This window comes from Paenibacillus amylolyticus, assembly GCF_051136285.1.
Lineage (GTDB): Bacteria > Bacillota > Bacilli > Paenibacillales > Paenibacillaceae > Paenibacillus > Paenibacillus amylolyticus_F.
In genome coordinates this window covers 934,606-952,199 of record NZ_CP194938.1, presented here as the reverse complement: position 1 = coordinate 952,199, position 17,594 = coordinate 934,606, and the positions used below count along the sequence as shown (strand labels likewise).

General features: G+C 46.9%; 15 protein-coding genes. 7 read left to right on the top strand and 8 right to left on the bottom strand.

Annotation, left to right across the window (positions count from 1 at the left end; translation table 11 throughout):
* Positions 1-14: 14 nt before the first annotated feature.
* Positions 15-1,250 (top strand): multidrug effflux MFS transporter, encoded by a 1,236-nt coding sequence (locus ACR8BL_RS04160; RefSeq protein ID WP_434751449.1) that lies wholly within the window; start codon positions 15-17, stop codon positions 1,248-1,250.
* Positions 1,251-1,352: 102 nt separating this feature from the next.
* On the opposite strand, the gene ACR8BL_RS04155 is transcribed toward ACR8BL_RS04160, so the two are convergent.
* Complete coding sequence (locus ACR8BL_RS04155; RefSeq protein ID WP_434751448.1) at positions 1,353-1,985, bottom strand: hypothetical protein; 633 nt, start codon at positions 1,983-1,985, stop codon at positions 1,353-1,355.
* 257 nt (positions 1,986-2,242) lie between these two features.
* On the opposite strand from ACR8BL_RS04155, the gene ACR8BL_RS04150 reads away from it, so the two are divergent.
* The 4 genes from ACR8BL_RS04150 to ACR8BL_RS04135 all read left to right on the top strand — a co-directional run bounded on the left by ACR8BL_RS04150 (position 2,243) and on the right by ACR8BL_RS04135 (position 7,745).
* Positions 2,243-2,863, top strand: coding sequence for a flavin reductase family protein (locus tag ACR8BL_RS04150; protein WP_434751447.1), 621 nt, complete (start codon positions 2,243-2,245; stop codon positions 2,861-2,863).
* 182 nt (positions 2,864-3,045) lie between these two features.
* Entirely contained in the window at positions 3,046-5,205 is a 2,160-nt protein-coding gene (locus ACR8BL_RS04145; protein ID WP_434751446.1) for an MMPL family transporter, read from the top strand.
* A 261-nt stretch (positions 5,206-5,466) separates the two neighbouring features.
* Entirely contained in the window at positions 5,467-6,486 is a 1,020-nt protein-coding gene (locus tag ACR8BL_RS04140; protein WP_434751445.1) for a dienelactone hydrolase family protein, read from the top strand.
* Between the two features lie 83 nt (positions 6,487-6,569).
* A complete protein-coding gene (locus ACR8BL_RS04135; protein ID WP_434751444.1) occupies positions 6,570-7,745 on the top strand; it encodes a rhamnogalacturonan acetylesterase in 1,176 nt (391 codons plus the stop codon).
* A 371-nt stretch (positions 7,746-8,116) separates the two neighbouring features.
* Here ACR8BL_RS04135 and mnhG read toward each other — a convergent pair whose 3' ends face one another.
* From mnhG to ACR8BL_RS04105, 6 genes are read right to left on the bottom strand one after another with little or no spacing between them, the layout of a single operon-like run.
* The gene (gene mnhG, locus ACR8BL_RS04130; protein WP_434751443.1) at positions 8,117-8,509 is read right to left on the bottom strand and encodes a monovalent cation/H(+) antiporter subunit G; all 393 of its coding nucleotides are present in this window, start codon (positions 8,507-8,509) and stop codon (positions 8,117-8,119) included.
* Positions 8,493-8,777, bottom strand: a complete 285-nt coding sequence (locus ACR8BL_RS04125; protein WP_434751442.1) for a Na(+)/H(+) antiporter subunit F1 — start codon at positions 8,775-8,777, stop codon at positions 8,493-8,495. The genes mnhG and ACR8BL_RS04125 overlap by 17 nt, the downstream gene beginning before the upstream one ends.
* Positions 8,777-9,253, bottom strand: coding sequence for a Na+/H+ antiporter subunit E (locus ACR8BL_RS04120; RefSeq protein ID WP_434751441.1), 477 nt, complete (start codon positions 9,251-9,253; stop codon positions 8,777-8,779). The genes ACR8BL_RS04125 and ACR8BL_RS04120 overlap by 1 nt, the downstream gene beginning before the upstream one ends.
* Positions 9,254-9,259: 6 nt before the next feature.
* On the bottom strand, positions 9,260-10,738 hold the full coding sequence (locus ACR8BL_RS04115; protein WP_434751440.1) for a Na+/H+ antiporter subunit D: 1,479 nt from the start codon (positions 10,736-10,738) through the stop codon (positions 9,260-9,262).
* On the bottom strand, positions 10,731-11,069 hold the full coding sequence (locus ACR8BL_RS04110; protein WP_342555763.1) for a Na(+)/H(+) antiporter subunit C: 339 nt from the start codon (positions 11,067-11,069) through the stop codon (positions 10,731-10,733). The genes ACR8BL_RS04115 and ACR8BL_RS04110 overlap by 8 nt, the downstream gene beginning before the upstream one ends.
* A 1-nt stretch (position 11,070) precedes the next feature.
* Entirely contained in the window at positions 11,071-14,025 is a 2,955-nt protein-coding gene (locus tag ACR8BL_RS04105; RefSeq protein ID WP_434751439.1) for a Na+/H+ antiporter subunit A, read from the bottom strand.
* A gap of 308 nt (positions 14,026-14,333) precedes the next feature.
* On the opposite strand from ACR8BL_RS04105, the gene ACR8BL_RS04100 reads away from it, so the two are divergent.
* Positions 14,334-15,977, top strand: a complete 1,644-nt coding sequence (locus tag ACR8BL_RS04100; protein ID WP_434751438.1) for a diguanylate cyclase domain-containing protein — start codon at positions 14,334-14,336, stop codon at positions 15,975-15,977.
* 84 nt (positions 15,978-16,061) lie between these two features.
* Positions 16,062-16,586 carry a hypothetical protein gene (locus ACR8BL_RS04095; RefSeq protein ID WP_434751437.1) on the top strand — a complete coding sequence of 175 codons (525 nt, stop codon included), beginning with the start codon at positions 16,062-16,064 and terminating at the stop codon, positions 16,584-16,586.
* A 116-nt stretch (positions 16,587-16,702) separates the two neighbouring features.
* Here the strand turns inward: ACR8BL_RS04095 and ACR8BL_RS04090 are convergent, their stop codons facing one another.
* Positions 16,703-17,587, bottom strand: a complete 885-nt coding sequence (locus ACR8BL_RS04090) for a GGDEF domain-containing protein (protein ID WP_434756563.1) — start codon at positions 17,585-17,587, stop codon at positions 16,703-16,705.
* Positions 17,588-17,594 lie beyond the last annotated feature (7 nt).

Below are 17,594 nucleotides of genomic sequence, written 5' to 3'. Positions count from 1 at the left end.
AGGAAACGTTTTGGATGAAAAGTAAACCCGCTTCATTACACATCCCTGCTACGCCGCGAGTGAGAATGGCGCTAATCCTCGGGACGTTATCTGCCTTCGGACCGCTGTCTCTGGATATGTATCTGCCAGCCCTGCCAACGCTGGCGGAAGAATTCGGTTCGTCCACGTCGTATGCTCAACTTAGTCTGACGGCATGTATGATCGGGCTTGCGCTTGGACAGTTACTTGCCGGACCTTTAAGTGACGTGCGAGGTCGCAGAATACCGCTGATTGTTGGACTTGTACTCTATACCATTGCATCCGTATTATGTCTTGTTAGCCCAACGATGGGCTCCTTTGTTGCGTTGCGCTTCATTCAGGGGCTGGCTGGAGCCGCCGGCATTGTCATCTCGCGTGCGGTGGTCAGGGACGTATATGAAGGTCCGGAACTGACCCGTTTTTTCTCTCTGCTGATGCTTGTTAACGGAGTGGCTCCCATCGCAGCACCGATTATAGGCGGACAAATACTGACATATACCTCGTGGAGGGGTGTATTCATTTTGCTCAGTCTGATCGGTGTACTAGCGCTGCTGGCGGTCATTTTTGGCCTGGGCGAGACACTTCCTGCGCAAAAAAGATCAAGTGGAGGACTCAGACAAACATTGCTGACGTTTGGCAGAATAGCCAGGAATCGTCAGTTTATGGGTTACGCTCTAACCCAAGGTTTCGCAGCGGCGGGGATGTTTGCCTACATATCGGGATCCCCATTTGTGCTTCAGAAAATATATGGGGTGTCACCTCAACTTTTCAGTATATGTTTTGCCATCAATGGAGCTGGCATTATTCTCGCTAGCCAGATTGCAGGCCGGCTTGCTGGTAAAGTATCGGAGACTCGTCTGTTAATTGCTGGATTACTTACGGCAGCTGCGGGAGGAACATCCTTGCTTATCGCGATCCTGGCTGGAGGCGGACTAATTACCGTGTTAATTCCATTATTTTTGGTCGTGTCGAGTGTAGGATTAATTAATACGGCATCGTTTGCGCTGGCTATGGCGGATCAGGCAAAATCCGCTGGAAGTGCATCAGCACTAATTGGTGTCATGACCTTTTTATTAGGCGGGCTCGTTGCTCCACTGGTTGGACTTGGAGGAGAACATACAGCTGTGCCAATGGGGATTGTGATCGCATGTGCTGATCTAGCGGCTGTAGTCCTGTATTTCGTCATGATTGGCAAAAAAAATCCGAAGCAAAACGCGTATACATCTGCGTGAGCTTTTGGCATAAAACGTGAAAACTGCCCGCATGGAAGCATAGTCTTCCACTGCGGGCAGTTTTCATTAGGACAGAAAAATCTGGAAAGTGAAACATTTGACCTAGCAAAGAGCAAATAAAATTTGGGTATTCAACAGAATGCCTGGAGTCTGGAATGGATAGAAGTAGCCCACGACAAAGCCAAACAGGTTAATGGCAGGCCACATCAGATAAACATCATTATACGTAAACACCAGGGACCAGCGGTTATAACAGAAGTTTGGAAGTACACGCTGCTCTTGGTCACGCGGTGCGGCTGCACCCGTCTGGGCAAATTGAACGGCTTGTGTCAGGCTTTGCGGTTGTTGCTGAAGAAAGAGTGGCAGAAGACCGGGGCTGCTTTTGATGAGATTGTATAAAAATAACATCTCGGCAGGCGGCTGACCCACCGGGCGAGGATACGCACTGAGCAAGGAAGGCAGATTCCCTTGTGCTAGCTGAGCAGGTACGCCTGGAGCTGAACCCGGGCCGGGTCCAGGGATACCGCCCGGGAAATAGGGGCCTGGAGGTGTTCCTCCGCCGGGAATGAATGGAGGATAGGAGCCCGGGCTTCCAGGAATGCCTGGTGGAGTCTGCCCTCCTGGAAGACTGCCTCCACCCGGGAAGAACGGAGGGAATTGAATCGATCGATCTTCTCCATAACCTGTGTAACGACCATCTCCATAACCTGCATAAGTGCTATAAATATCATTCATGTTCAGAAACATCCTTCCTGCATCTTATTCTGAGAACAGCATATGACGGCTTTTGCCCATGTGTGATTCTGTGAAAATATGTCTTGCTGCTGAACGAAAGCAGCGAAAGTGAAAAATGGAATGTTGAACAAGATTCATGGCTGACATGTTCGCCTAATCATTTTTTGTTTTTATGGACGGTATGCATATATAATAACGATGAAGCAAGTTAAGGGGATGAGGATAAGCCTCATGCAAGCAGGAAGGGGACTTTACATATGTATTCATTAAATCCGGAAGAACTTACGGCTAAAGATAACTATAAACTCATGAGTGGTTCGATCGTGCCACGTCCAATTGCCTTTGTGACTACGCTCTCCGATCATGATGGTGTTATTAACGCAGCACCGTTCAGCTTTTTCAATGTGGTGAGCTCTGATCCGCCTCTGTTATCCATTGCGGTGGGACGTAAAAATGGGGTCATGAAGGATACGGCACGTAATGTACTTGCCCATAAGGAGCTGGTAGTACACATTTGTGATGAGAATATTATTGAAGATGTGAATGAAACTGCAGCTATATTGGAACCCCATGAAAGTGAGCTGGAACGAACCCGTCTCACAACAACTTCGAGTTCGGTCGTTACAGTACCGGGGATTCAGGAAGCGCTTATTCGGATGGAGTGCAAGCTATACCAGCATATTCCGATCTCGAATGATGAAGGCGTACCTGTAAGTGATTTGCTTCTGGTTCGTATCGTGCACTATCACTTCAGCGAACAGGTCTATCTTGCAGACAAAGGGTATATCCTGATGGATCAGTTAAAACCGGTCAGTCGTCTGGCAGGTAACGATTATGCCAAACTTGGTGATCGATTCACCGTCATTAGGCCCGAATAATTGATGTGAAATGAAACAGGAAGGACAAATAACCTCATGCATCACATGCATGAGGTTATTTGTCTTTGTTTCATTACAAACATAATCATGTTTGGTCATGAATAGACTTGTACTACTAAGAGCACATCTTATGGTGTTGGTCATAATTAAGAAATTCAATTTATATGCAGAGGAGCTTGGGTATGGGATATCGGAGCCTGGCTGCCTTCATCAGCCGATATCCGCGGTTTATAATACTTTGTTGGCTGTTTATCATCGGGATGTCAGCCGTATGGGCCTGGAAGCTGCCTGACATGGTTCAGGATCACGGGTTGAAGCTGGTTAAGGGACAAGCTCAAGCCGTGGAACGGATATTGGAGCAGGAGTTTGGCTCCCCGCCTGATCCGGTTGTATTGCTTTTTAATAAACATCCGAATACTTCTGAGATGGCGTTCAGGGCGTGGATACAAGAACGTCTGGCAGTTGTTCGTACCTTGCCAGCCATATCCTCTGTTATCTCTCCTCTGGATACGAGCACACAAGGGAGAATGCTGCGTGAAGATCAGGCTTATGCGCTGCTCCATATGGATATTGCACCTCATCGGATGAAGCTTCCATTGGAGCATCTGCGTGAGCTCCTTGAAGTGAATCAAGAGACTCGTCTCCCCGGAACGGTGCAATTGACAGGGAAAACAGTCGTGCAACAGGATGTCAATCGATTGAGTTTTAGGGATTTGGAACGGGCAGAGATCGTGGGGCTACCGATTGCTCTAATCGTTCTTTGTTTTGCATTCCGGGGGCTATATGCGGCATGTATTGCCGTGATGATGGGGATCAGTGCCGTCATTACAGCGATGGGAATAACGTCTCTGCTCGGTCATTATCTGGAGCTGTCCAACTTTATTATCAACGTGATTCCAATGGTGGGCATGGCGCTTAGCATAGATTTTGCACTTATTATATTGAGCAGGTATAGGGAAGAATTACAACATGTTTATGCAAGTAGAGGCGAGTTTGACTTTGAACGCGGCAGTGTGGTGCAACGTGAGCTTTTACAACGGACATTACGCACAGCGGGGCGTGCTGTTCTGTTCTCGGCAGCATGTGTGTGCTTGGGTTTGCTGGGTCTGCTCTGGATCAGACTGCCTATGTTTTTAAGTGTATCACTAGGGGCTATGATTGTTCTGGTGCTGTCGTTTCTGTTGAACGTAACGTTGTTGCCTGCTATTCTTTCGCTGAATACGAAACGCGTATTTGCACGTCGTTTGGTATCCCAATCCGGTATTTCAGGTCAGAGAGTCAAGGATAAGAGGGTTGATCGCAGTTTCTGGCACCGCTGGTCAACGATGATTATGAAGCGCCCTGTATGGATGGGCCTCGCAGGCACAACACTTCTGTTATGGTGTGTGTTCCCCGTTACACGGATGGATTTGTCTGTTCCCGATGTTTCTTCACTACCTGCACGAATGGAATCCCGTCAAGCGTCAGAACAAATCCAGCGTAATTTTGGTCAGGAACATATTTCGGTGGTTGATATCATGATTGGGGAAAAGGGATCTCCGTTAACAGCCTCTCATTGGGAGATGGTTAACCATAAAGTAACCAAGCTCAAAGAGGATACAAGCGTGATGAGTATCAACTCTTCAAAGGACATGTCGGATTCATTTATCCGGTTAACGGTGGGGGTATACGGAGCATCAGGATCAGATGAGATGGAAGACTGGCTACAGAAGGCAAGAGTGGATGACCTAACGATCGTGTTAGACGACATTCCGATTCGTTATGGCGGCGAAGTGGTTTATGAGGATGAGATTATGCATGAAATTGTTCAGCAGTTGCCCAAAGTGTTGGTATTTGTGGTTGTAAGCAATTATTTGGTGTTGCTCATGGCATTTCGTTCCCTGCTTATCCCCCTGAAAGCTATTCTGATGAACTTACTCAGTCTGGCCTCTTCCTTTGGTATATTGGTATGGGTATTTAACGAGGGACATCTGGGGTTGGAACCGTCAGCCGTCGCGATTATGATCCCTGTGTTCATCGCTGGGCTGGTATTCGGCATATCGATGGACTACGGTGTTTTTATGTTAAGCCGGATACAGGAAGTGTACAGACAAACAGGAGACAGTGACACAGCGGTTCAACAAGGTTTGGCTTCAACAGGTCGTTTAATTACGTCTGCAGCAGGTATTTTGCTGGCTGTAACGGTTCCTTTTGCTTTTGCCGAAGTTGAAGGGGTGAGGCAGCTTGGGATTGGGATAACGGCAGCCGTTTTGATTGATGTTACCGTGATTCGCCTGGTGCTTGTCCCGTCTCTGATGAAACTGATGGGAAAATGGAATTGGTGGCTGCCGGGTCGGATGTAATTCTAACAGGCATCTTCCCTGAGACGATCAGGCTTCGAACACTTGCAAAATAGAAGGGGGTATTTTCTAACCTGATTACAGGTTTGGAATATCCCTTTTGAGATGGATGACTCTATCTGTTTTAAAGTTGAAAAAGTGGTCTGAAGCTGTAAACTAAAGGTAGCGACGATGTTACTTCTAGTACTATAATAGTTAAGGGTTACCAAATATTTCAATTCAACACTAGCATCATTCCAGCACACATAGGAGGTACACTGAATCATGTCCGAAATCGAAGCCTATCTGCAGCAACAAACCAATCTTAGCGGTCGTTCTGCTTATGATGTAGATCAACCCTTGGAGTTATGGCAAACTCAACTGCGTACACGTGTCCAGGAACGGCTGGGGGATTTTCCAACGGTGCCCGTTGCATTGAACCCTGTGGTACTGGAACGTGTTCCATGTGATGGTTACATCCGGGAGCGGATTGAGATCACAACCTACACCGGGTTACGGATGCCCATCTATCTTTTGATTCCTGAACATGTAAGCGCTACCGATATGAAGAGACCTGCTATTGTTGCCTGCCATGGTCATGGGTACGGGAGTCGGGAAATCTGTGGTATGGAACCGGATGGTTCACCGCGGGTAGGGGAGCCGGGATTACACAAAGACTTTGCAGTCGCTCTTGTGAAGCGTGGATATGTTGTTGCTGCTCCAGAGCTGCTTGGGTTTGGGGACAGAAGGCTGGATGAGGATCGAGAGGCACCACCGGGCGTAAGTTCTTGTACCAAGATTGCTGCACATCTGCTTATGGTAGGCCAAACGCTTGCGGGACACCGAGTATATGAAACAATACGTGTACTGGATTATGTATCAACTCGCCCAGAAGTGGATTCAGGGCGAATCGGCAGCATGGGCATCTCCGGCGGGGGACTGGTTACTGCCTTTACGGCAGCACTGGACGAACGTTGTAAAGCGGTCGTGGTCAGTGGTTATGCAAGTACGTTTCATGGCAGTATTCTGGATCGGAATCATTGTCTCGACAACTACATTCCGGGGATTCTGCAGGAAGCAGAGCTGCCGGATATCATCGGTCTGATTGCTCCGCGCCCTCTCTTTTTGGAGATTGGAAGTGAAGATCTGGTTTTTCCGCTTCATTCGGCGCGGGAGGCTCACGAACGATTGAAAATAATCTATGAGCATGCTGGTGCGAAGCCAGCACTGGATGCAGATTATTTCGACGGGGGACATGAGATTAGCGGTGCGAAAGCCTATGATTGGCTTGAACAGGTATTGTAATTGTCATTGTAATATTTCATCATGATCTGCATTCGGATGGATACAAACGGTATCATTTTAAATTCGGGAGGAGCATGGATTGTATGATGAAATGGTCAACTTCTATACGGATGATGTTATGTACTGTACTTGCTACAAGTATGATTGCAGTTGGGCTTGGCAGTAGTGGAGGAGAGGTTGCCGAGGCTGCATCCGATCATTACAAATTTGATTTTGGTTCTGGTGCAGTGGAGAATGGGTATACTGGAGTTTCTGCATCAACCGCCTATACAGCTGCAAGGGGCTACGGGTTTAACACACCTGTTAATATGAAGAATGTCTCCGCATCAGGCAGCGGTGTTCGAAGTGATGCTGTTCAGTTTCTGAAATTTGGTACGAAAAGTGATAATACCTTTAATGTCGATCTTTCGAATGGTCTGTACGAGGTCAAAGTGACTCTGGGTAACACTGCCAGAGCCAGTGTAGCAGCAGAAGGGGTATACCAGATCATGAATATGACAGGTAACGGCGCCACCGATCAATTCCAGATTCCAGTGACGGATGGTCAGCTGAATCTGCTGGTGACAGAAGGCAAGGCAGGTACCACATTCACGCTAAGTGCCCTTGAAATTCGAAAACTGTCCAATCAGCCGGTCACGAATCGGACGATCTATATTGGTGGAGACTCAACGGTATGTAACTATTACCCGCTCGGCAGCAGCGTGCAGGGAGGCTGGGGGCAACTGTTCCCGTCCTATGTAAACAATGCTACCTTCCAGGTTCGTAATATGGCTACTAGCGGGCAGATTGCCAGAGGTTTCCGTGATGATGGTCAGATGGAAGCGATTCTGAAATATATTAAGCCGGGTGATTATTTCATCCTACAGCTCGGAATTAACGATACCAATGCCAAAAACAATACAACCGAGGCACAGTTCAAAGAAATTATGCGAAATATGGTGCAACAGGCGAAAAGTAAAGGGGCGACAGTAATTCTCTCCACACCACAGGGCCGGGCAACGGACTTTAATTCGGCGAATGTGCATCAAGCAGAAAACCGTTGGTATAATGCGTCTACGCGAGCGTTGGCTCAGGAAGAGGGGGTTACTCTCGTCGATCTGAACAAGCTCAGCTCCGCTTACTTCACTTCTATTAGGCAAGCAGCTACACTGGCGCTGTACATGAATGGCGATAGCTTGCATCCGAACCGACAAGGCGCAGCGCAGCTTGCTCGTATCGTAGCTGCGGATCTGAAACGCCAAGGTTTAAACGGCTTTTGATAAGAGAGTAGTTTGATAGGTAAGTTCTATCCGTATAGAAATATCCAAACAATATTTAGGTTCTATCAGAAATCCCCCGGAGGAAAGCCGCTAACAAAGCGACTCATCCACCGGGGGATTTTATTTACTGTATATTCGTTATTCGCCACTATATAAGTTGAATTATTCGCGGAGAGGACAGAAAAAACCTGAATAAGCGAAGCTAAAAGCTTTCTGAAAGAAAGCTAACATCGGAAGCATACGCTTCGCCTTTATCACCGGATTTTCCCCTTTGGAAAAGGGAATCAAAAAAATCCGGGGATAACAGCGATCGGAAGGTTATTCTGTCATCGGAGTGTTCCGTGTAAACCTCTTGATTCAGCTTATATAAGCTACTCCATCATGTCCTTCTCTTCGTGATTCATCTTTTTGCCTTTCAGCAACGGTTCCAGTTCGTCCTGTACACTTTGCTCCCATAGAGGCACATCGGTACGATAGGCGGCACGGCCGTTCAGATGTCCCGCAACAGGAGCGGTGATGAACACAAACAGTATACCCAGTAACAGGCGAGCGCTAATATAGTTGTCGAAATACCAAAAGAAGAAAAAGGCACCGCTTAGCACACAAAACACGCCAAGTGTCATGCTTTTGGTAGCAGCATGGGCTCTTAGATATACATCGGGCAGGCGAAGAAGTCCGAAGGCACTGAGCGCACTGAGCAGGGCACCAAGCAGCACGAGTAGTCCAATCGCCGTTTCAGCGGTGCCGCTAACGATCTCCTTCATTTTTGAACACCGCCCCTCGTTCAATATATCGTGCAAATGCCACCGTGCTTAGAAAAGCAAGGATGCCGATTAACAAAATGATATCCAGATAAGCTTGCGTCTGCAGCATCATGGAGAGTACAGCTACGATGGCGATGACATTGATTCCGATGGTATCAAGTGCCGTAATTCGGTCAGCCATGGAAGGCCCGCGAAGAACGCGGTACAGACAGGTCAGAATTGCCAGTGACAGAATGAGCAGGGAAATAAATAACAGTGAGGATAACATTAACGTGTCACCTCCATGATTGCTTTTTCAAACGTATTCTGGATATCATTTCGCAGTTTCTCTTCATCCTTGATATCCAGTGCATGAATAAAAAGCTTGCGCTGATTGCCCGAGATTTCGAGCGGCAGTGACCCCGGCGTTAAGGAGATCATCAGACAGAGCAGGGTAACTTCCCAATCCGAAGATAGTTGTGTGCGATACGTGAAAATCCCAGGGCGAATATCAAGTCGTGGTTTAACAATCTCACGAATAACCTCGATGCTCGCTCGAACAAGTTCTTTGAACAGCAGCCCAATCAGCTTGAGGATGGCCCAGACCCGAACGATGTAGAAGCGCTGCGGGAAGAAACGCCGCATACCTCCGATCAAGAGCAGTCCGAGCATATATCCAACGAGAAAACCAACACCATTCCAGGTATTATTCAGAAACATCCAGACAAAGGTAATGATAAGATTGAGTACAATTTGAAAGGCCATAGACATCTACTCCTTCAATACGGCATCAATATAAATATGGGGGTGAAGCAGAATATCGCCTGCGCGGGAAGTTAGCTGGAACATGCCTTCAGCACCCAGACCCATGACGATGATGAAAGCAAACAGAATTCCGGCAGGAATCAGTAGTCCGTTCACCGCGTAAGGACGTCTTGCCATCCCCGCAGGAGGTTCACCCCAGAACGCCTGAATGAAGATGCGAAGCACCGAATACAGCATGAGCAGACTAGAGAGCACGGCGATCCCGGTCAGACCATATAATCCGGCCTCCAGGCCGCCCTCAAAGAGCATTAGTTTTCCAGGGAATCCACTGAATGGAGGCAGACCTGCAAGCGCGAGTGCACTGATGAAGAACATCCATCCCAGCATGGGATAACGTTGGATCAATCCACCCATGTTGTCGAGTCTGGATGTGCCAGCCACAGCAATAAGAGCACCGCCGAGCAGGAAAAGCAGTGTTTTGATCAACATGTCATGTAGCATATAAAATAGCAGCCCTTCCAGAGCAGTGCGGCTGGCAGCCGCCATCCCGAAGGCAACGAAACCTACTCCGGCTACAACGTTATAGATCAGAATTTTGTTCACATCACGATACGAGATCGCACCGACAACACCCAGAATCATCGTTGCACCAGCCATCCAGCCAATTAAGGCATTGAAGAAGTCCGGGTCATGATAGAAGATCAACGTGAATGTCCGCACAATGGCATACAAACCAACCTTGGTGAGCAAACCTGCGAACAGTGCCGTAACAATAGCAGGTGGTGCTGCATACGAGCCGGATAACCAGAAGAACAGGAACAAACCGGCCTTAATACTGAATACGATCAGGAAAAGAACCGCAATCAACGTGACTACTCCGCTCTGTCCAATCTCGGCAATACGAACCGACAAGTCGGCCATATTCAGCGTACCCGTAATGGAATACAAGAAACCGATGGAAGCTACAAATAAGGCGGAGGACACAATATTAATGAGTACATATTTGATTGTCTCACGCAATTGTCTTTCTGTGCCTCCAAGCACAATGAGCGCGTATGAAGAGATCAGCATTAATTCAAAGCTGACAAACAGATTAAACAAGTCACCGGTCAGGAAAGAGGCGTTCACGCCTGCGATCAAAAAATGAAAGAAGGGATAAAAGTGATGCTGCTCCCGTTCTTTGTTGATGCTTCGAAAAGCATAGAGCAGACAAGCTAGCGCGATAATTGAAGCCGCTACAACGAGCAGGGCTGCGACCATATCGGCCACAAGCACAATTCCGTAAGGAGCTTTCCATCCACCCATATTAAGGGTTAAGACACCGGAGTGCGCTACATGTGTAATAAGGAACGTAGAGGCCGTAGCTGATGCCAAAAGACCAATAACACTTACAACACGCTGTAAGTTTATGTTACGGAAAAACAACAGCGCGATAACACCTGTGATCAGTGGAAGCAAGATCGGCAGAACGACCAGATTATTCATATGGACGCCTCCTTACTTCTTCCATATCGTCCGTTTTGAGCTTGAGATAAGATCGATACGAAAGCACAAAGAAGAAGGCGGTCAGTCCAAAATTGATAACAATAGACGTTAGAATCAAGGCTTGGGGAAGAGGATCGACGTATTTTTCGGCCATTTCTCCAAGCAGTGGGGGTGCGCCTGTTTTGAGACGTGACATCGTAATTAATAGCAGATGCACCCCATGTGTCAGAATCGACATGCCAAGTACGATACGGAGCAGGCTCCGTGACAAGATTAAAAAGACGGCAACCGCAAACAAAATACCTACGGCCACACACATCAATATTTCCATATCAACGATCCTCCCCGATCTGTAAAATGATAGTCATGGTGACGCCTAGCACAGCGAGGTACACGCCTAGATCAAACAGCATGGCTGTAGCCAGCTCCGTTTCACCCAGCAGTGGCAGTTCGAAATATCCGAACGTCTGGCTGAGGAAGGGTACACCGAACAGGAATGAACCTGCACCGGTGAGCAAGGCTATACCCAAACCGATGGCGGTTAAAGTCCGAAAATCGATCGGCAGTGCTTTACGTATCGTATCGGTGCTGAAGGCCAGAGCGATAAGCACCAGGGCAGCTGCTGTGACGAGGCCACCGATGAAACCACCACCTGGATTATGATGTCCGGCAAAGAACAGATGCATCGAGAAGGTCAGAATGATAAATACAACCACTTTCGTCGTGGTTTGCAGCAAAACGTCATTACTTTGCAAAGGAACCGTGTCCCAGGACAATGTACTACGCTCGCGATTACCATATTTTTTGGTGTTATCCGCCTCATCATCAAGCTCGGGTTCTTCGTCCTGTTTCTCTTCTTTTTTGCGGAATTTCAGTCGGGCTCCGAGATCCTTCGCTTCGAGGTTCAGATTAATCATGGAGTAGATGGACAGAGATGCCACACTAAGAACCATAATCTCTAATAAAGTATCATAGCCACGGAAATCCACCAGCAGCACGTTCACAACATTTTTACCACCCGCTGAACTGTAAGCTTCCTGAAGGAAGTATGTGGAGATGCTGTCCAAGGATGCTGTTCCGCTTGCAGCAAGAGCGACGAATGTCATGACAACCCCTACCGAAATGGCGACAATCATATTGACCGTGAGATAACGGGGACTTGACTTGCCGCGTTGTAACTCAGGCAGATGATAGAAGCAGAGCAGGAACAGTGCAACGGAGACCGTCTCCACAATCATCTGCGTCAGGGCCAGATCCGGTGCCCGGAACAGAACAAACAGCAAGGTAACCAGATAACCGACAGCTCCGGTCATAATGACCGCAGATAAGCGATTTTTGGCAAAAGGTATGGAAACGGCAGCTGCAATCAGAGTCACCAGCAATACAACTTCGTAGAATGAGTAGGGTGCATTATCCTGCACATTCCACGTAATATTTTCTCCGGAGCGGAAGAAAGCGTAGACAAGCAAGGCAACGGTGAATGAGAAAATATAGACCAGATAATTACGGACAGAGCCATTCATATAGGCTTCTGTCCATTTACGTGCAAAGTGCTGTACGTTGTCCAGAACTACATGATACATGTTGTTAATTGTCAGCCCTTGCGGGTAGTGTTCATAAATATTCCTCCATCGTGGCAGCAACTTGTAGAGCATGACCCCGAGAATAACAACACCGATGGTCATGAACAATTCGGGAGTCCAGCCATGCCATAGTGAGAAATGTACATCAAAGCGTTCATTCCCATGGAGTAGGGAAGGGAGAACGGCAGCCATGGCGGGTTCGATTAGTGACCCGGATAATAGATCCGGAAAGAGTCCAAAACCGATGACCAGCACACCCAGAACAAGCGGTGGGATGAGCAACCCGACTGGCGCTTCATGTAATTTCTCGGCAGGCAGCTCACTTCGGCTACGACCGAGGAATGTTTTGAACACGAAAATGAGAGCATAGATCAATGTGAAAACGCTGGCAAGCCATGCGATGACAGGCAGCAGAATACTCCATGAGCCTAATCCAAAGACACGGAGATCGGTAATTTGTACCATCGCTTGAAAGAATAATTCCTTACTGAGGAACCCATTAAACGGCGGGATGCCGGCCATAGCTAGTGAACCGATGAGCGCCAGGCTGAATGTGATGGGCATGAATGCGGCCAGCCCGCCCAGCTTGCGAATATCCCGTGTACCTGTCTCGTGATCGATAATGCCGGCTACCATAAATAGTGCGGCTTTGAACGTACCGTGGTTGAATAGATGGAGCAGTGCAGCGGTAATGGCTACGGTGTACATTGTAGAAGATTCGCCATATCCGAAATAGAGAGCAGCAGATCCAATCCCGAAGAGGGACATAATCAGACCGAGTTGTGAGATTGTCGAATAGGCGAGAATGGCCTTGAGATCATTTTTCTTAACGGCTAGAAATGATCCGTAACCCAAAGTGAGTAATCCTACACCTGTTACAAGCCAGAACCAGAGTCCCTGTCCACCGAAAATCGGTGTGAAACGGGCAACAACATACAATCCGGCTTTGACCATGGTGGCGGAGTGCAGATACGCACTCACTGGTGTTGGAGCTTCCATAGCATCAGGTAGCCAGATGTGGAACGGGAATTGTGCTGATTTCGTGAACGCTCCAATCAGGATCAGAACCAGAGCTGGCAGAAACAATGGACTATCCTGAATATGACCCCAATTGGTAATGGTTGTACGGATGCTGAACGTGCCTGTCATCAGGTACATAAGCATGAATCCGGCAAGCATGGCGAATCCGCCAAAAACCGTAATCAGGAACGATTTTTGTGCGCCAGATGTCGAAGCTTTGCGTTTGTAATGGAAGGCGATCAACAGGAATGATGTAATGCTGGTCAGTTCCCAGAATGCATACAGGACGATCATGTTGTCTGACAATACAACACCAAGCATAGCTCCCATAAACATTAACAGATAGAGATAGAAGCGGTTTAACGCCTCTGTTTTGCTCATATAAAAAATAGAGTAGAAGACAACAAGTACACCAATTCCGCTAATCAACAGTGTTAACAGTAAACTGAGTCCGTCCAAAAATAGATTAAATCCGATATCGAGGGACGGAATCCAGGGAATATGACCGGATACCGGTTGACGCTGAGACACAGCAGAGATCTTGCTTGCAAAATAAACGAATAACGACGTCGGTACAAGCAGTACCGCCCATCCTAAGTGAATTTTACGAAAGAGTCTGTGTAACAAGGCAAGAAGAATGCCAGCTGCAAAAGGCAAAATAACAGCAACGTGAAGCAGGCTCAAATAATTACACCCCCAATGTTTATTTTCTAGTCATTCTCTATGTGGACATACAGGCGCAATCCTCTAAGGATTTGCTTGCTCTCTCTATTACATAACCCAAGTTTGTATATACAGAATCGTGACTATTCTTTGAATAGAAGAAACTCGGTCGGTTTTTGGGTAAATTTTGTATGGACACATATATAAAAAAAGCAATGAATTATGCCGATATAGTTCAAAATAAGTGAGAGCTATTTCTTATCATTAATGCAGCATGGAGCTGTAGACGGGTGAGATTGTATGAGCGGTTCACCGTATGTGCAGGAGGAATGATGTCATTTAAACTTAGAACGGTGCTCACCGTCATTTTTGCTGTGTTATCTCTGTTTGTTATCTTAACCATTGGCTATATTTTCAGCCAAAAATCATTTGATGAGGTGGAAACCGAGATTGGTCATTCCCTTGAAGGGACGGCTGTACAAACCGTGGACAAGTTGGATCGTTTCATGTACTCACGTTCTGGTGAAATGAATCTTTTAGGCAACATGGCATCCATGAATGATCAATTTAACCCCGCAGATATCCAATTGCTGCTGGATCAGTTGCAAAATAGCTTTCCCTCATTTTCCTGGGTTGGATTCATGGATCCACAAGGAGAAGTGTTAGCTGCGACAGACGGAATTCTTATGGGCAAAAATTTATCGGAAAGACCTGTGTTTCAGGAGGGATTGAAGGGCAAGTTTATCGGAGATGTACATAATGCTGTGCTGTTGGCGAAACTGCTACCTAATCCATCGGGAGAGCCATTGCAATTTGTGGATATCAGCTTCCCGCTTAAGGACAGTCAAGGACAGATTCGAGGTGTATTAGCAGCACATCTCAGTTGGGCGTGGGCCAAGGAAATGGAGGCTTCCGTGCTCGTTCCCTTACAACGTGAGGAGAAGGATATTGAATTCTTTATCATTAGCAAAAAAGAGCATACCGTGCTTCTTGGCCCCAAAGATTTGGTGGGTAAGCCACTTGCACTGGAGGGAATAGGAGAACGCCGAAACAGCAAGAGCGGCTGGTCCACTGAAAAGTGGCCGGATGGTAAGGAATATGTCACCGGGCTGGCCTATAGTCAGGGATATAAAGATTATCCAGGGTTGGGCTGGACAATCATCATTCGTCAGGGTAAAGCGGAGGCCTATTCATCTGTTGTTGATCTAAAGTGGTTTAACATATGCGCTGGCATCGTTGTGATGCTGTTGTTTGCACCGATTGGCTGGCTTCTTTCCAGAGTAATCTCGGCTCCTCTCGTTCGACTAACCCGTGTAGCAGATCGTCTTAGTGCAGGAGAGAATATTGACATTCCTGAGACCAAAGGGTTAAAGGAAATTGAGGCATTGTCACGATCACTGCGCAATATGGTATCATCAATTATGAATAAAGACTCTGAACTGGTTGTCATGCAGAATCTGGCACAATATGACCAGCTGACCGGATTGAAAAATCGAACAGCGCTTGAACAATATCTTGAGGAGTCGCTGGAGATGGAAAGTGAAGATCATACGTTGACTTTTCTCTATCTGGATCTGGACGGGTTCAAAAGTGTTAACGATTCGCTGGGACATCAGACGGGTGATATTTTGCTGCAAAAGGTTGCTCAGCGTCTTACAGCACTAAGTCATGAGGACGGTATAACGGTACGGCTTGGCGGTGACGAATTCCTCATTGTACTTCGGTCTATCGGAGATGATCCGAGGCAGGAAGCGATCCAGTATGCGCAAGATATTATTCAAAGTTTGAACAAACCATTTATTATTGAGTATGAGCGAGTTCATATTGGCTGCAGTATTGGCGGAGCGGAATATCCGACGAATAGCAACAATCCAAGTGATATTATTCGAATGGCCGATGAAGCACTGTACCGTTCCAAACGTTCGGGCAAGAACAGAGTGACATTTTATTCCGAGTTGGATGAGAAGGAATAGCATATAATAAATATATGATGGTATGAAGTTATTAAGCATTCAGATGTGGATTGATGATGACAGAAACAGAGAGGAGGGGAGAGTATGTCTGGAAAATACGCTAACGTGCCCTTTGGTTATGAGCCTGTTACACCCAGCCGCAAGGGAACACTGATCTTTTACGACTCGTTCCAGAATGTGACGGACGAACAGCTAGAACGGGCAGCAGGCATTATGAATACGCGAGCCTTTAAACAGCTGGTGCTCTATCCATTACATGAGAGCACGGTGAGGCGAATGAGCCGAGATACGGTTCAGCCGTATCACAAAAGAGCCGACCGCCTTCATGAATGGAGACACGATCACTCGTCTTTACCGATACGGGTAGAGGGACTGGAGGGGAAACGAAAAAAGTATACCCCTATAGACACAGTCCTGCGACATATTCAAGCTGAATATCCAGCTCCTCTTTTTCTGTACATGACCACCGAGATGGCTAATCAGTGGGCATCTTTTGACTCTTTTACAGACTGGATCAAGGAATTGCGGCTAATCATTGACGGTCAGCCCGGAGAAATGCATCCAAGGCTGGAGCAGTATCGCCATCGCTGGGAATGGGCAGAAGCATAGCGAATGAAAGAATGACGTTCGAAAAACAGGCGGGTTCGTATTAAAAAAAGTTGTGTTGTACGCCGGGTTATCGGCGTATAAAACACAACTTTTTTGTATTACTGGCTCGTGAATAGTCAGGCGAGAACCAGTGACGTTACCGTTTTGTTTTTACCCGTACGTTTCGCAGCATACAAGCAAGCATCCACGTCTTCAAACAATTTGTCTTTGCTCACATCAAGGTTGTATCCCTTCAGACCAATGCTTACGGTAATGGATGACCCTTCGAGTTCAAGGTGGCCCATCAGTGAAATTTTTTGCCGGATAAGTTCAACCAGATCATACGCCTGCTCGAAAGATTGTTCAAACATTAACAAAGCAAATTCCTCGCCGCCATACCTTGCAGCAATATCACTTGCCGTAATGCTCTCCTGAATGATTAAAGATACCTTTTCCAAAATAATATCGCCTACACGGTGACCATACGTATCATTGACAACTTTAAAATCATCGATGTCAATTAGCGCCAATTGCAGACTCATTCCTAAATTAGCGTACTCAAATGCCTTTTCGTAATAATCTTTAAACGAACTTTGATTATAAAGGTTGGTTAAGCCGTCTGTTTTGGACTGTTTGGCGATAATGGCATTTCGTACGATAAGGTCTTTCTTGGCGTTCATGCTTGTCTGCAAATCGTCCAGTACTTCGACCCCGCTGGTTACAATAATTTGTGCCACATAGGTGGCCAGGATCAGGAATACCGGAATAGAAACCATGTCGAACGAGCTAAGATATGCGCGATAAGCCGGATCGATTAGAAGCAGACCATAGCCTGCCATTTGTAATGAATAAATGAACCAAACACGCCTGCTGTCAAAAAACAAAACAGAGGCAAAGATCGGCAATAGACATATGGCTGGCATAATCCGAATGTCATAATTTACATGAATGATGGTCCAGGCGATCACTGTACTGGTAACGGACATCGTATAGAACGAACAGGAAGGAAATTTTCGATCCATGTAACTG

Bases quoted from the DNA above. Each gene is read 5' to 3' on its own strand.
- ACR8BL_RS04160 (WP_434751449.1), top strand. From the start codon at position 15: ATGAAAAGTAAACCCGCTTCATTACACATCCCTGCTACGCCGCGAGTG.
- ACR8BL_RS04155 (WP_434751448.1), bottom strand. From the start codon at position 1,985: ATGAATGATATTTATAGCACTTATGCAGGTTATGGAGATGGTCGTTAC.
- ACR8BL_RS04150 (WP_434751447.1), top strand. From the start codon at position 2,243: ATGTATTCATTAAATCCGGAAGAACTTACGGCTAAAGATAACTATAAA.
- ACR8BL_RS04145 (WP_434751446.1), top strand. From the start codon at position 3,046: ATGGGATATCGGAGCCTGGCTGCCTTCATCAGCCGATATCCGCGGTTT.
- ACR8BL_RS04140 (WP_434751445.1), top strand. From the start codon at position 5,467: ATGTCCGAAATCGAAGCCTATCTGCAGCAACAAACCAATCTTAGCGGT.
- ACR8BL_RS04135 (WP_434751444.1), top strand. From the start codon at position 6,570: ATGATGAAATGGTCAACTTCTATACGGATGATGTTATGTACTGTACTT.
- mnhG (WP_434751443.1), bottom strand. From the start codon at position 8,509: ATGAAGGAGATCGTTAGCGGCACCGCTGAAACGGCGATTGGACTACTC.
- ACR8BL_RS04125 (WP_434751442.1), bottom strand. From the start codon at position 8,777: ATGTTATCCTCACTGTTATTTATTTCCCTGCTCATTCTGTCACTGGCA.
- ACR8BL_RS04120 (WP_434751441.1), bottom strand. From the start codon at position 9,253: ATGGCCTTTCAAATTGTACTCAATCTTATCATTACCTTTGTCTGGATG.
- ACR8BL_RS04115 (WP_434751440.1), bottom strand. From the start codon at position 10,738: ATGAATAATCTGGTCGTTCTGCCGATCTTGCTTCCACTGATCACAGGT.
- ACR8BL_RS04110 (WP_342555763.1), bottom strand. From the start codon at position 11,069: ATGGAAATATTGATGTGTGTGGCCGTAGGTATTTTGTTTGCGGTTGCC.
- ACR8BL_RS04100 (WP_434751438.1), top strand. From the start codon at position 14,334: ATGATGTCATTTAAACTTAGAACGGTGCTCACCGTCATTTTTGCTGTG.
- ACR8BL_RS04095 (WP_434751437.1), top strand. From the start codon at position 16,062: ATGTCTGGAAAATACGCTAACGTGCCCTTTGGTTATGAGCCTGTTACA.
- ACR8BL_RS04090 (WP_434756563.1), bottom strand. From the start codon at position 17,587: ATGGATCGAAAATTTCCTTCCTGTTCGTTCTATACGATGTCCGTTACC.